The 13,153-nt window shown below is 69.1% G+C and carries 14 protein-coding genes; 10 read left to right on the top strand and 4 right to left on the bottom strand.

From position 1 onward, the window contains the following. Positions 1-15: 15 nt before the first annotated feature. Entirely contained in the window at positions 16-906 is an 891-nt protein-coding gene (locus tag ACV22W_RS18640) for a LysR substrate-binding domain-containing protein (RefSeq protein ID WP_448020934.1), read from the bottom strand. A gap of 149 nt (positions 907-1,055) precedes the next feature. Between ACV22W_RS18640 and ACV22W_RS18635 the strand changes: the two genes are divergently transcribed. Continuing rightward, on the top strand, positions 1,056-1,829 hold the full coding sequence (locus ACV22W_RS18635; protein WP_448020933.1) for an SDR family NAD(P)-dependent oxidoreductase: 774 nt from the start codon (positions 1,056-1,058) through the stop codon (positions 1,827-1,829). Between the two features lie 9 nt (positions 1,830-1,838). Further along, a complete protein-coding gene (locus ACV22W_RS18630; RefSeq protein WP_448020931.1) occupies positions 1,839-2,897 on the top strand; it encodes an L-idonate 5-dehydrogenase in 1,059 nt (352 codons plus the stop codon). Positions 2,898-2,989: 92 nt separating this feature from the next. On the opposite strand, the gene ACV22W_RS18625 is transcribed toward ACV22W_RS18630, so the two are convergent. Next, positions 2,990-4,189 (bottom strand): MFS transporter, encoded by a 1,200-nt coding sequence (locus ACV22W_RS18625; RefSeq protein ID WP_448020929.1) that lies wholly within the window; start codon positions 4,187-4,189, stop codon positions 2,990-2,992. Between the two features lie 310 nt (positions 4,190-4,499). On the opposite strand from ACV22W_RS18625, the gene cynR reads away from it, so the two are divergent. Then, positions 4,500-5,390 (top strand): transcriptional regulator CynR, encoded by an 891-nt coding sequence (gene cynR / locus ACV22W_RS18620; protein ID WP_448020928.1) that lies wholly within the window; start codon positions 4,500-4,502, stop codon positions 5,388-5,390. A gap of 66 nt (positions 5,391-5,456) precedes the next feature. Here the strand turns inward: cynR and ACV22W_RS18615 are convergent, their stop codons facing one another. Further along, positions 5,457-6,179, bottom strand: coding sequence for a FadR/GntR family transcriptional regulator (locus tag ACV22W_RS18615; protein WP_175911119.1), 723 nt, complete (start codon positions 6,177-6,179; stop codon positions 5,457-5,459). Between the two features lie 188 nt (positions 6,180-6,367). On the opposite strand from ACV22W_RS18615, the gene ACV22W_RS18610 reads away from it, so the two are divergent. The 3 genes from ACV22W_RS18610 (at position 6,368) to ACV22W_RS18600 (ending at position 9,334) form a co-directional block, all read left to right on the top strand. After that, positions 6,368-7,687, top strand: a complete 1,320-nt coding sequence (locus ACV22W_RS18610; protein ID WP_059535511.1) for a C4-dicarboxylate transporter DctA — start codon at positions 6,368-6,370, stop codon at positions 7,685-7,687. 101 nt (positions 7,688-7,788) lie between these two features. Continuing rightward, complete coding sequence (gene alc, locus ACV22W_RS18605) at positions 7,789-8,796, top strand: allantoicase (RefSeq protein ID WP_448020926.1); 1,008 nt, start codon at positions 7,789-7,791, stop codon at positions 8,794-8,796. 13 nt (positions 8,797-8,809) lie between these two features. Next, positions 8,810-9,334, top strand: coding sequence for an ureidoglycolate lyase (locus tag ACV22W_RS18600; protein WP_448020924.1), 525 nt, complete (start codon positions 8,810-8,812; stop codon positions 9,332-9,334). Positions 9,335-9,533: 199 nt separating this feature from the next. Here the strand turns inward: ACV22W_RS18600 and fur are convergent, their stop codons facing one another. Continuing rightward, on the bottom strand, positions 9,534-9,962 hold the full coding sequence (gene fur / locus ACV22W_RS18595; protein ID WP_006753314.1) for a ferric iron uptake transcriptional regulator: 429 nt from the start codon (positions 9,960-9,962) through the stop codon (positions 9,534-9,536). A 142-nt stretch (positions 9,963-10,104) separates the two neighbouring features. Here fur and ACV22W_RS18590 point away from each other — a divergent pair, with 142 nt between their 5' ends. The 4 genes from ACV22W_RS18590 (at position 10,105) to ACV22W_RS18575 (ending at position 12,910) form a co-directional block, all read left to right on the top strand. Then, the gene (locus ACV22W_RS18590; RefSeq protein ID WP_448020922.1) at positions 10,105-10,881 is read left to right on the top strand and encodes an outer membrane protein assembly factor BamE; all 777 of its coding nucleotides are present in this window, start codon (positions 10,105-10,107) and stop codon (positions 10,879-10,881) included. A gap of 65 nt (positions 10,882-10,946) precedes the next feature. Next, on the top strand, positions 10,947-11,744 hold the full coding sequence (gene dapB, locus ACV22W_RS18585) for a 4-hydroxy-tetrahydrodipicolinate reductase (protein ID WP_059535284.1): 798 nt from the start codon (positions 10,947-10,949) through the stop codon (positions 11,742-11,744). A 19-nt stretch (positions 11,745-11,763) separates the two neighbouring features. Next, positions 11,764-12,432, top strand: a complete 669-nt coding sequence (locus ACV22W_RS18580; protein WP_059535286.1) for a MotA/TolQ/ExbB proton channel family protein — start codon at positions 11,764-11,766, stop codon at positions 12,430-12,432. 22 nt (positions 12,433-12,454) lie between these two features. Next, on the top strand, positions 12,455-12,910 hold the full coding sequence (locus ACV22W_RS18575; RefSeq protein ID WP_448020921.1) for an ExbD/TolR family protein: 456 nt from the start codon (positions 12,455-12,457) through the stop codon (positions 12,908-12,910). The last annotated feature ends 243 nt before the right edge of the window (positions 12,911-13,153 follow it).

Raw genomic sequence — 13,153 nt, 5'->3', positions numbered from 1 at the left:
CGGCCGGGCTTTTTTTTATTGCCCGGCGTTCGCCGTCACGTGTTCGAGCGCGTCGACGAACGCGCGCTTCAGCGGGCCGTCGAGGTCGGTCCACGCGAGGCCGATGCCGGTCCGGTGCCCGGCCAGGTCGAGCGGCCGCGCAAGCACGTTCGGCGGCAGCGCGCTCGCGGCTTCCGCCGGGATCAGCCCGATCCCCATCCCGGCCGCGACGAGCGCGAGCATCGTCGTGAATTCGCCGAATTCCTGCGCGATCTCGAGCGTCGTGCCCGCGCGGCTCAGCGCGAGCAGCATGTCGTCGTGGAAGCCGGGCGCGTAGCGGCGCGCGAGCACGAACGCGGGCTGGCCGCGCAACGCGGCCGGGTCGATCGTCTCGTGCGCGGCGAGCGGATGGTCGATCGGCAGCGCGATGACGAAGCCCTCCTCGAGCACCACGCGCGTATCGATGCCCGCATACGCGGCCGGCAGCCGGATCATGCCGAAATCGATGCGCCGGTCGCGCAGCGTGGCGATCTGGTCGGGCGTCGGCAGATCCTTCAGTTCGAGCGCGATCAGCGGATAGCGCTCGCGCATCGTGCGCAGCACGGCCGGCAGCAGCGCCGGCAGCACCGACGACACGAACGCGATGCGCAGCGTGCCGATCTCGCCGCGGCTCGACAGCCGCGCCATCTGCTCCGCACGCGCGGCCTGCTGCAGCGTCGCCCGCGCCTCGGGCAGGAACACGCGTCCGGTATCGCTAAGTTCGACCTTGTGGCGATCGCGCTCGAACAGGCGTGCACCCAGATCTTCCTCGAGCGCCTTGATCTGCATGCTCAGCGCGGACTGCACGATGAAAAGGCGCTGCGCGGCGCGCCCGAAATGCAGCTCTTCCGCGAGCGTGACGAAGGCGCGCAATTGCTTGAGTTCCATGGTGGGCGGGCGGCAGCGGATGGTGATCGGGTTTCATGATAACCGGATCAAAAATGACCATTGGCGCGACCCCGGCCGAGCGCCGAAGATACGCTCATCGCGAGACCGGCCGCGACCGGCGGTCGGCTCGATGGCACGAGGAGACATGCATGAGCAACGCGCTTGACCGGTTCCGCCTGGACGGCCGCCGCGCCCTGATCACGGGTTCCGGACGCGGGATCGGGCTGACGCTCGCCCGCGGGCTCGCGGAGGCCGGTGCGGCGATCGTGATCAACGATCGCAATGAGGAGAAGGCCGCGACGCTCGCGCGCCATTTCCGCGACGAAGGTTTCGCGGCCGATCACGCGGTGTTCGACGTGGCCGAACACGCGCAGGTGCGTGCGGCGATCGACGATTTCGAGGCGCGCGTCGGCGCGATCGACATCCTCGTGAACAACGCGGGCATCCAGCGTCGCGCGCCGCTCGATGCATTCGATCCGGACGACTGGCACGCGCTGATGCGCGTGAATCTCGACGGCGTATTCAACGTCGCGCAGGCGGTGGCGCGCCACATGATCGCGCGCGGCCGCGGCAAGATCATCAACATCTGCTCGGTGCAGAGCGAGCTTGCGCGGCCGACGATCGCGCCGTATGCGGCGACCAAGGGCGCGGTGCGGATGCTGACGAAAGGGATGTGCGCCGACTGGGCGCGTCACGGCATCCAGGCGAACGCCCTGGCGCCAGGCTATTTCGAGACGGAGTTGAACCGCGCGCTGGTCGACGACGCGACGTTTTCCGACTGGCTGTGCAAGCGCACGCCGGCCGGCCGCTGGGGGCGCGTCGACGAGCTGTGCGGCGCGGCGATCTTTCTCGCATCGGCCGCATCCGATTTCGTGAACGGCCACACGCTGTTCGTCGACGGCGGCCTGACCAGCGCGGTATAGGAGAGCGTCATGCGTATGCGTTGCATGTGTCTCGTGATCCACGGGCCGAACGACCTGCGGCTCGAAGAGCAGGACGCGGGCGAGATCGGCCCGGGCCAGGTGCGCGTCGATGTCGCGATGGGCGGCATCTGCGGTTCCGATCTCCATTATTTCCGGCACGGCGGCTTCGGCGCGATCCGGCTGCAGCAGCCGATGGTGCTCGGCCATGAAGTGGCCGGCACGGTGGCGGCGGTCGCGCCGGGCGTGACGTCGGTGAAGGTCGGCGATCGCGTCGCGGTGAATCCGAGCCGCCCGTGCGGCGCGTGCCGCTACTGCCTGGAAGGGCTCCCGAACCAGTGTCTCGACATGCGCTTCTACGGCAGCGCGATGCGCGTGCCGCACGTGCAGGGCGCATTTCGCAACGCGCTCGTGTGCGATGCCGCGCAGTGCGTGAAGGTGGCGGACCATGTGCCGCTGTCGCTCGCGGCGCTCGCCGAGCCGTTCGCGGTCGGGCTGCATGCGGTGTCGCGCGCCGGCCCGCTGATCGGCCGCCGCGTGCTCGTGTCGGGGTGCGGGCCCATCGGCGTGCTGGCGGTCGCGGCGGCGCGCGTGCACGGCGCGGCGGAGATCGTCGCGACCGACGTGGTCGATGCGCCGCTCGAGGTCGCCCGCGCGCTCGGCGCGGATCACGCGATCAACGCGTCGACGGACACCGGCTGGGTCGCGCGCTACGGCGCCGACAAAGGGGCGTTCGACGTGATGATCGAGTGTTCGGGCAATGCGCGCGCATTGCGCGACGGCCTCGACGTGATGCGGCCGCGCGGTGTCGTCGTGCAGCTCGGGCTCGGCGGTGACGTCAGCCTGCCGCAGAACGTCGTGGTCGCCAAGGAGCTGTCGATCTGCGGGTCGTTCCGCTTCCACGCGGAATTCGCGCTCGCGGTGCAGTTGATCAATGCGCGGCGCGTCGACCTGAGCCCGGCCGTGACGGGCGTGTTCCCGATGCGCGACGCGAATCGCGCGTTCGAGCTGGCCGGTGACCGGCAGCGTGCGATGAAGGTGCTGATCGATTTCGCGCACGAGGGGGCATGATCGTCTGCTGATGACGCGACGGCGCGCATGCAGAAAAGGCACGCCCGCGATTTGCGGAGCGTGCCTTTTTCATTGGCGAGGGCGAAAGCGGGCTACTGCGTGACTTGCCGCGCGTCGACGCGCTGCGACACGAGCCACAGGGCGATCAGCACGCCCGAGAGCGCCGCGCCCGCGATGCAGACGCCACGCCAGCCATCGACGCCGTACGCGACGCTCGCCGCGAACGACCCGAATGCGCCGCCGATGAAGTAGCTCGTCAGGTAGATCGTCGTCACACGGCTGCGCGCGTTGCCGGCGAGCGCATAGATCACGCTCTGGTTCGAGATGTGCATGCCCTGCACGCCCACGTCGAGCAGCAGGATGCCCGCGATCAGCGCGACGAGCGAATGCGCGCCGGCCGCGATCATCGCGAACGAGGCGAGCACGGCCGCAGCGAACAGGCCTGTCGCCGCGTTGCCGTGGCCGCGATCGACGAGGCGGCCGGCCGACGTCGCTGCGAGCGCGCCCACCGCGCCGACGATCCCGAACAGGCCGATCTGCCCTTCGGAATAGCTGTACGGCGGCTGGCTCAACAGGAACGTGAGGCCGGTCCACAGCAGGCTGAAGCATGCGAACACGAGCGCGCCGTAGATCGAGCGCAGCGCGATCAGCGGCTGCGCGCGCACCAGTGCGACGAGCGACTTCATCAGCGCCGAGTAGTCGAGCCGCGCGTGGCGGCGATCCTTCGGCAGCTTCGCCGCGAGCACGCCGGTCAGCGCGAGGATCATCGCCGCGGCGATGCCGTACACCGCGCGCCAGCCGAACCCGTCGGCGATCGCGCCGGCCGCGACGCGCGCGAGCAGGATGCCGAGCAGCAGCCCGCTCATCACGGTGCCGACCGCGCGGCCGCGCGTGCGCGCATCGGCGAGCGAGGCGGCGAACGGCACGAGCAGCTGCGTCGAGCACGTGACGAAGCCGAGCGCGACGTTCGCGACGACGAACATCGTGAAGTTCGTGCTGAACGCGACGGCGATCAGCGCGATCACGTTGAGCACGAGCAGCCGAACGATCAGCGTATGGCGATTGACCGCGTCGCCGAGCGGGACGATCAGCAGCAGGCTCGCCGCATAGCCGAGCTGGGTCAGCGTGACGAGATAGCCGAGTTCGGCGGGCGGGCGGCCGAAGCTGTGCGCGATCGCCGCGAGCAGCGGCTGCGCGTAATAGATGTTGCCGATGACGATGCCGCACGCGCAGGCGAACAACAGCGTCATCGCGCGGGTCAGGGGAGGATGGTTGTCGTGATGCGGTTCCATGGTCGCGAAAAAACAGCGCCGCCGGCCGGCGGCACGGGCCGTCGGCAACGCGGGGTTGCGGAAATCGGGGCCGACGTCTACGTATCGGCGATGCGCCGATGCGCGCCGGGGTGAGCGTGGCCGGCGCCCGGACGGGGCAGCGGATCGTCGTGCGGCGGGCGAAGGGAGGGCGGGCCCGGGTGAGCCGCTCCGGTGCGGCGGCCAGGCGTCGTGGGCGGGAGCGGATGTGCGTATGATGCGGAAATCGAACCATAGCGTCCAAGACTGGATTCTTATGGTATCCATTGGCATTACCAATACACTGGCCGCGATGCTACTCCGTCACATCCGCTATTTCCTGGCCGTCGCCGAGCAGCGCAGCTTCACGCGCGCGGCCGATGTGCTGCACGTGTCGCAGCCGACGCTGTCGCAGCAGGTCCGCCAGCTCGAGGACATGCTCGGCGTGCAGCTGTTCGACCGCTCGGGCCGCGCGGTTCAGCTCACCGAATTCGGCGAGGTCTATGCGCGTCACGCGCGCGCGGCGCTGCATGAACTCGATGCCGGGCAGCGCGCGCTGCACGACGTCGCCGATCTTGGCAGCGGTTCGCTGCGGCTCGCGATGATGCCGACCTTCGCGGCCTACCTGAGCGGCTCGCTGATCGACGCGTTCCATGCGGATTTCCCGAACGTCGCGCTGACGATCGACGCGATGCCGCAGGAGCGCATCGAGGCGTTGCTCGCCGACGACCGGCTCGATGCGGGTTTCGCGTTCGTGCCGCCGCGTGCACCGGACATCGACGCGCTGCCGCTGTGGGACGAACCGCTCGCGCTCGTGACGGGGCGCACGCACCGCCTTGCCCGCCGCCGGCGCGCGCTGAGCCCGGCCGAGCTCGTCGGCGAGCCGCTGGTGCTGCTGAGCCGCGTGTTCGCGACGCGGGAAAGCATCGACCGGTATTTCATCGAACAGGGTGCGCGGCCGACGATCGCGATCGAGACGAACACGGTCAGCGCGGTGCTGGAGCTCGTGCGCCGCGGGCGGCTCGCGACGGTGCTGCCGGACGCGGTCGCGCGCGAGAGCGGCGACCTGTGCGCGCTGGCGCTCGATCCGCCGCTGCCGTCGCGCACGGCGGCGCTGCTCACGCGCAAGGGCGCGTACCGCAGCGTCGCGGCGCGCGCGTTCATCGCGCGTGCGCTCGCGTATCGCGATCCTTCGGGGGGATGACCGGTACGACCGGAGAATGGCTGCCGCGGCTGCCGGGACCGCCGGAACCGCCGGCCGACGGCGGCGTCAGGCGCCCGGAGTCGGGAAGAAGATGCCCGCGCGTTGCGCGGCGTTCGCGATGTGCGTCTCGATCGCCGTGCCGGCCGCGGCCGCATCGCGGGCGATCAGCGCGTCGACGATCGCGCGGTGCTCGTGCCATGTCGACAGCAGCAGCTCGCGCCGGTAGAACGGCATGCGCTGGCTTTCCTTCATGATGTCCGCGCTGCTGCGCAGCACCGACTCGATCGCCGCGTTGCCCGCGAGATGGATGATCCGCATGTGGAAGTCGAAGTCGAGCCGCGACGCTTCGTCGAGTGCGCTTTCGGTCAGCGCGACGTGCAGGTCGGCGAGGTTGTCCTCGAACCATGCGATGTCGTCGTCGGTGACGACGTGCGCGGCCATCCGCGCGGCGAACCCTTCGAGCGCATAGCGCATCTGGTACGTATCGGGCGGCGACGACTGCTCGGCGAACTGCCACGGATGGGCGGCCGTCGCCTGGGCGCTTTCGACATACACGCCCTTGCCGGCGCGGATGCGCAGCATCCCGAGCGCCTCGAGCGTGGAGAGCGCCTCACGCAGCGACGCGCGGCTGATTTCCAGCTCCTCGGAGAGCTGGCGCTGGGCCGGCAGCAGGCTGCCGACCGGATACACGCCTGCCTCGATCCGGTCGCGAATCGTCGCGATGGCGGCGTCGGTCACGGTGTGCGGAACGTTTTTCATGATGTGAACGATGGCCGGTCTGACCGGCATTGTAATCCGCCTGCGCGCGATGCATGACCGGCCTACGGGAAAGCCACGATCCGCCCCCGCATGCGCGGGAAATCCCTATTTTATTCGCCCTTGACGCGACTATATCGGCTTCCTACTATCCACCATAACATCACTGGTCTTACCAGTATGAACAGACGAAACTGCAACCGTTGGATCGGGAGAGCGCCGTGTCGAAATTCCTCAATTCGCTGTTTGGCCGGGTAGTCGTCGCATTAATCCTGGGGGTCGCGCTCGGCGCGTTCTTCCCGCATTTCGCCGAGTCGCTGCGACCGCTCGGCGACGGCTTCCTGAAGCTCATCAAGATGGTCATCGGCCCGATCGTGTTCTGCGTCGTGGTCAGCGGGATGGCCAATGCGGGCGACCTGAAGAAGGTCGGCCGGGTCGGCCTGAAGGCGGTCGTCTACTTCGAGGTGATGACGACGATCGCGCTCGGCATCGGGCTCGTCCTCGCGTGGCTGACGCGCCCGGGCGTCGGGATGAACATCGACCTCCGCTCGCTCGACGCGGCCTCGCTCTCGTCGTACGCGAAGAACGCCGAAAGCCTGAAGGACACGGCCGGCTACCTGATGAAGATCATCCCCGAGACCGCGATCGACGCGTTCGCGAAGGGCGACATCCTGCAGATCCTCGTGTTCGCGGTGCTGTTCGGTTCCGCGCTGTCGCTGCTCGGCGACAAGGCGCAGCGCGTGAACAGCCTGATCGAGGAGCTGTCGCACGTGTTCTTCCGCATCATCGGCTTCATCATCAAGCTCGCGCCGCTCGGCGTGCTCGGCGCGATCGCGTTCACGACCGGCAAGTACGGCGTCGCGTCGCTCAAGCAGCTCGGCTACCTCGTCGCCGTGTTCTACCTGAGCTGCATCGTGTTCGTCACGGTCGTGCTCGGCATCGTGATGCGCATCGCGGGCTTCTCGGTGTTCAAGCTGATCCGCTACCTGCGCGAAGAGCTGTCGATCGTGCTCGGCACGGCGTCGTCGGACGCGGTGCTGCCGCAGGTGATGAGCAAGCTCGAATACATGGGCATCAAGGATTCGACGGTCGGCCTGGTGATCCCGACCGGCTATTCGTTCAACCTCGACGGCTTCTCGATCTACCTGACGCTGGCCGTGCTGTTCATCGCGCAGGCTACCAACACGCCGCTGTCCACGCATGACCTGATCGTCGTGCTGCTGGTATCGCTCGTCACGTCGAAGGGCGCGCACGGGATTCCGGGGTCGGCGATCGTGATCCTCGCGGCGACGCTGTCGGCGATTCCCGCGATTCCGGTGCTCGGCCTCGTGCTGATCCTGCCGGTCGACTGGTTCGTGGGCATCGCCCGCGCGCTGACCAACCTGATCGGCAACTGCGTCGCGACGGTGGTCGTCGCCGTGTGGGAGAACGACATCGACCGGGCCCGAGCGACGCGCGTGCTGAACCGCGAACTGCGCTACGTGGCCGACGAGCAGGGCAGCGCCGCACCGGTCGCCGGCGACCAGGCCCACGCGCTCTGAGCGCCCTCGCGCGAAGCGGCTTCCCCGACCGCTTCGCGCGAACGAATTTCCTGCGGCCGGCGCCACGATGCGCCGGCCCTCATCAAGATAATGGAGACGACATGGCAGCCCCCATCCTCGATCCGAACGCGCCGGCCTTCACGCGGCGCTACATGAACCTCGCCGACCCGCGCCTGGGCGCGCAGGCGCTCTTCGCCAGCGACGAATTCTTCGCGCCGAAGGAGCGCATGCTGAATCCCGAGCCGGCCGTCTTCATTCCCGGCAAGTACGACGACCACGGCAAGTGGATGGACGGCTGGGAAACGCGCCGCAAGCGCACCACCGGCCACGACTTCTGCGTGGTCCGGCTCGCGCGGCCGGGCGTGATTCACGGCGTCGATCTCGATACGAGCCACTTCACCGGCAACTTCCCGCCGGCCGCGTCTATCGAGGCATGCGCGGTGGACGGCGACACGCCGCCGGACGATGCCGAATGGCGCACGATCGTGCCCGCGACGACGCTGCAGGGCAATTCGCACCACTACGTGAGCGTCGACGATGCGCAGCCGGTCACGCACCTGCGCGTGAACCTGTATCCGGACGGCGGGCTCGCGCGGCTGCGCGTATACGGCCAGCCGCAGCGCGACTGGCGCCACGTGCCGGCCGGCGAGCTCGTCGATCTCGCGGCGATCGAGAACGGCGGCTACCTGGTGGCCGCGAACAACCAGCACTTCGGTCCGGCCTCGCAGATGCTGATGCCGGGGCGCGGCGCGAACATGGGCGACGGCTGGGAAACGCGGCGCCGCCGCGAGCCCGGCAACGACTGGGCGATCGTCGCGCTGGCGCGGCCGGGCATCATCCGGCGTGTCGAAGTCGACACGGCGTTCTTCAAGGGCAACTTCCCCGACCGCTGTTCGCTGCAGGCCGCGCGGGTCGCGGGCGGCACCGACGATTCGCTCGTCACGCAGGCGATGTTCTGGGCCGAACTGCTCGGCGAGCAGAAGCTGCAGATGGACCACGTGCATACGTTCGACCAGCTCGCGGCGCTCGGCCCCGTCTCGCACGTGCGCTTCAACATCTTCCCGGACGGCGGCGTGTCGCGCCTGCGTCTGTGGGGCGAGCCGGCTTGAAGGAGGGATCGGCATGAGCGGACCACACATCCTGCGCGTCGAGCGCCTGACCCGCGAGGCGTTCGCGCCGTTCGGCGACGTGATCGCGCTCGAAGGCGCGCGGCACTTCCCGATCAACGGCGGCACGACCGAGCGCTTCCACGATCTCGCGACGATCGACGTCTGCGCGGACGGCGGCCGGCCGCTCGTCAGCGTGTTTCGCGCGCAGCCGCGCGCGCTGCCGGTCGCGATCACGCTGATGGAGCGCCATCCGCACGGCAGCCAGGCGTTCATTCCGCTCGCGGCCGTGTCGCGCTACGCGATCGTCGTCGCGCCGGCCGGCGAGTTCCGGCCCGACGCGATGCGCGCGTTCCTCGCCGAAGGCTGGCAGGGCGTGAACTACGCGAAGGGCGTCTGGCACCATCCGCTGCTCGCGCTCGACGCGGTCAGCGACTTCGTGATCGTCGACCGTGGCGGCCCGCAGCCGAACTGCCACGAGATTCCGCTCGACGACGCGTGGGCGCTCGAGTTCGCGCCGGCGTGCGCGAGCGCGGCCTGACGCGCGGCGAAGGCACGGCATCGGGCGTCGAGCATCGCGCACCGTGCGGCGGCAGCATGGCTTCGCCGCTCACGATTGGAAACGTTCCGGAAAAGGCCCGCGCGCAACGTGCGGGCCTTTTCCATTCCGATCCCGAAAACAACACGGCCCGGACGGCGAGATGCCGGCCGGGCCGTGGCGCAGGCGTGAAGCGTGCGGATCAGTGCTTGCGGTGCGGGCAGTTCTCGGTCGTGCAGGAGCCGTACATCGCGAGCGAGTGTTCCTGGAGCCGGAAGCCGCGTTCCTTCGCGATCGCCTGCTGGCGGCTTTCGATCTCGGCATCGAAGAATTCCTCGACGCGGCCGCAATCGAGGCAGACGAGGTGATCGTGGTGCGAGCCTTCGTTCAGTTCGAACACGGCCTTGCCGGATTCGAAGTTGCTGCGCGTGAGCAGGCCGGCCTGCTCGAACTGCGTCAGCACGCGGTAAACGGTGGCGAGCCCGATGTCGAGCTGCTCGTTGAGCAGGTTGCGGTAGACGTCTTCGGCCGTCAGGTGACGCACCGGGCTTTGCTGGAAGATCTCGAGAATCTTGAGGCGCGGTAGGGTGGCCTTTAGCCCGATATTCTTGAGATCCGTCGGATTGGTCATGGCTAGGCATCCCTAGAGTACAATGCAGGGCTTCAATGTTACCGGCTTTTCGCCGTTCCAGAAACACGCGCGGCCCGCGACGCGGGCCTGCACGGTGACGGAAATGTTCCCGGAATCTCTTTCGCACCTTCAGAGGAGTCGCATGCGGAGTGCCATCATCGCTGCCGCCGCCGTTGCCGCGCTGGCTGGTTGTTCGTCGTACGACAGCGTGACGCAGCGCATCGCGCAGAGCATCACGCCCTATCGGATCACCGTCGTGCAGGGCAACTTCGTGTCGCAGGAGAAGGCCGCGCAGTTGCAGGCCGGAATGACGCGCGAGCAGGTCCGCGCGCTGCTCGGCACGCCGCTGCTGTCGGACATGTTCCATGCCGACCGCTGGGATTACCTCTTTTACTTCAAGCGCGGCTCGACGTCCGTCGTCCAGCAGCGCGACCTCGTGCTGACGTTCTCGGGCGATCGCCTCGCGAGCTGGACGGGTGCCGAGAACCTGCCTTCCGAACTCGACCTGCTGGCCGATATCGACGGCGATCGCGGCGGCAAGAAGGCGAAGGCCGCGGCCGCGGCGAAGAAGGCGTCCGAAGCCGCTGCTGCCGCGAGCCCGTCCGCCGAGCCGGTGTCCGGCGCGGTCGTCGATCAGGATGCCAACGCCCAGGCGGCGCGCGCGGCGAACCGCGCGACCAACCAGGTGTCGGGGCAGGGCACGACCGCTCGCCGCTTCACGCCGTCCGCGCAGGCCTCGGGTGGCGCGCCGGTGCCGGGCGGCCAGCCGCCGGGCGCCGCGCCGGCGATCCAGCCGCAATTCCAGTTCCATCGCCCGCCGCAGCCGAACGTGTCGAACGAGGCGTCGCCGCCGGTCGGCCCGCGAGGTTCGGACAACCTGCAGAATCAGCCGCTCACCGCGCCGGCCCAGTCGCAATAAGCGGCCGGCGAGCGGAAACAGGGCGGCATGCGCCGCCCGCCTTTAGACCTGTCGTGTAGAAAGCCATGAAGATTGCGATTGCCGGTGCATCGGGCCGTATGGGCCGGATGCTGATCGAAGCCGTTCTCAACGATTCCGACGCGCAGCTCGTCGGCGCGCTCGACCGCGCCGATTCGCCGTTCCTCGGCCAGGACGCTGGCGCGTTCCTCGGCAAGGAAACCGGGATCAAGCTGACCGACGACCTCGACGCCGTCTTCGCGCAGGCCGACTACCTGATCGACTTCACGCGGCCGGAAGGCACGATCGCGCACGTCGCGGCCGCGCTGCGCCACGACGTGAAGCTCGTGATCGGCACGACCGGCTTCACCGCCGAGCAGAAGGCGGAGCTGCAGGCCGCGGCAGGCAAGATCGGCATCGTGTTCGCGGCGAACATGAGCGTCGGCGTGAACGTCACGCTGAAGCTGCTCGAATTCGCGGCGAAGCATTTCTCGCACGGCTACGACATCGAGATCATCGAGGCGCACCACCGTCACAAGGTCGACGCGCCGTCGGGCACCGCGCTGATGATGGGCGAGGCCGTTGCCGGCGCGCTCGGGCGCTCGCTCGACGAATGCGCGGTGTACGGCCGCCACGGCGTGACGGGCGAACGCGATCCGTCGACGATCGGCTTTGCGGCCGTGCGCGGCGGCGACATCGTCGGCGATCACACTGTACTGTTCGCCGGGATCGGCGAACGGATCGAGATCACGCACAAGTCGTCGAGCCGCGTGTCGTACGCGCAGGGCGCGCTGCGTGCGGTCCGCTTCCTGTCGGCGCGCGGCGCCGGCCTGTTCGACATGCAGGACGTGCTCGGCCTGCGCTGACCCTCACGGGGAAACTCCGATGGCGATTCCCACCGGCGTTGTCCACTACCTCGAAAGCGGCGATGCGATCACGCACGCCGTCGCCTATGTGCTGCTGGCGATGTCCGTCGCCAGCTGGTGCTTCCTCCTCATGAAAGCCTGGCTGCTGGTCCGCGCGAAGCGGCAGGGGCCGCGGGCGCTCGCCTCGTTCTGGCGCGCGGCGTCGCTCGACGCCGGCATCGCCGCGCTCGCCGATGCCGACCGCGAGCGCGTGTTCGTACCGCTCGCCGAAGCCGCGCGCGATGCGGCCGACGAACACGATCCGGCCGCGCTCGCCGCGCGTGTCGAGCGCAGCGAACGTGTGCTGCGTGCGCTGCGTCACGCGATGCTGCGCTCGCAGCGGCGTCTCGAGTTCGGTCAGGTGCTGCTCGCGTCGATCGGCAGCACCGCGCCGTTCGTCGGCCTGCTCGGCACCGTCTGGGGCATCTACCACGCGCTCGGCAGCATCGCCGCAAGCGGGCAGGCGCAGATCGAGAACGTCGCGGGGCCGGTCGGCGAGGCGCTGATCATGACCGCGTTCGGGCTCGTCGTCGCGATCCCCGCGGTGCTCGCCTACAACATCCTCGGGCGGCTCGTGCGCCAGCTCGCAGAGGAACTCGACGGCTTCGCGCGCGACCTGCACGTATTCGTGTGCGCGCAGGGCGCCTGACGCGCGGCCGGGAGGAACGACCATGGCATTCGGCGGGCTGGAGCACCACAAGACGTCCGCGCCGATGGCGGAGATCAACATGACCCCACTGATCGACGTGATGCTCGTGCTGCTCGTCATCTTCATCATCACCGCGCCGCTGATGACGCACGCGATCCGGCTCGACCTGCCGAAGGTCGCGGCCGGCGTCGCGCGCGACACGCCGCAGTCGGTCACGCTGTCGATCGACGACGCCGGCAAACTCTATTGGGACGACGCACCCGTCGCACTCGACGCGCTGCCGGCGCGCTTCCGGGCCGCCGCCGCGGGCGCTGCGCCGCCCGAGCTGCGGCTGCGCGCATCGCGCGCGACCCGCTACGACGTGATCGCGCAGGTGATGGGCGCCGCGCAGGCCGCGGGCCTCACGCGGATCGGCTTCGTCACCGACATGCCGCCGGCGGGCACCGCCGCGCCGGCTGCCGCGGGCGCGGCACGCTGACGCGCAGGCCGCCCGCGCGCCCGGGCGGGCAAGAATGCATGGCCGGCCCGCGAGACCGGCCGTCCCGCCCGCCACGGACGGTATAATCGTCGTTTCCGCCCGGTTGGCAGGGTTTCGCCGGGTAACCTGGAGACCTTCCGGGTTACCCGGCGAATATCCAGAACCATGAGGCAGGCCCGAGAACCGTGAGCCTGCTCCCGCCGCCGGGCTGCCCGATTTCGTCCACTTCCGCGTGCCCGCCTC

It is taken from the genome of Burkholderia sp. AW49-1, from assembly GCF_053427845.1.
The sequence above is the reverse complement of the archived record's forward strand: the minus strand, read 5'-3'. Positions and strand labels throughout refer to the sequence as shown.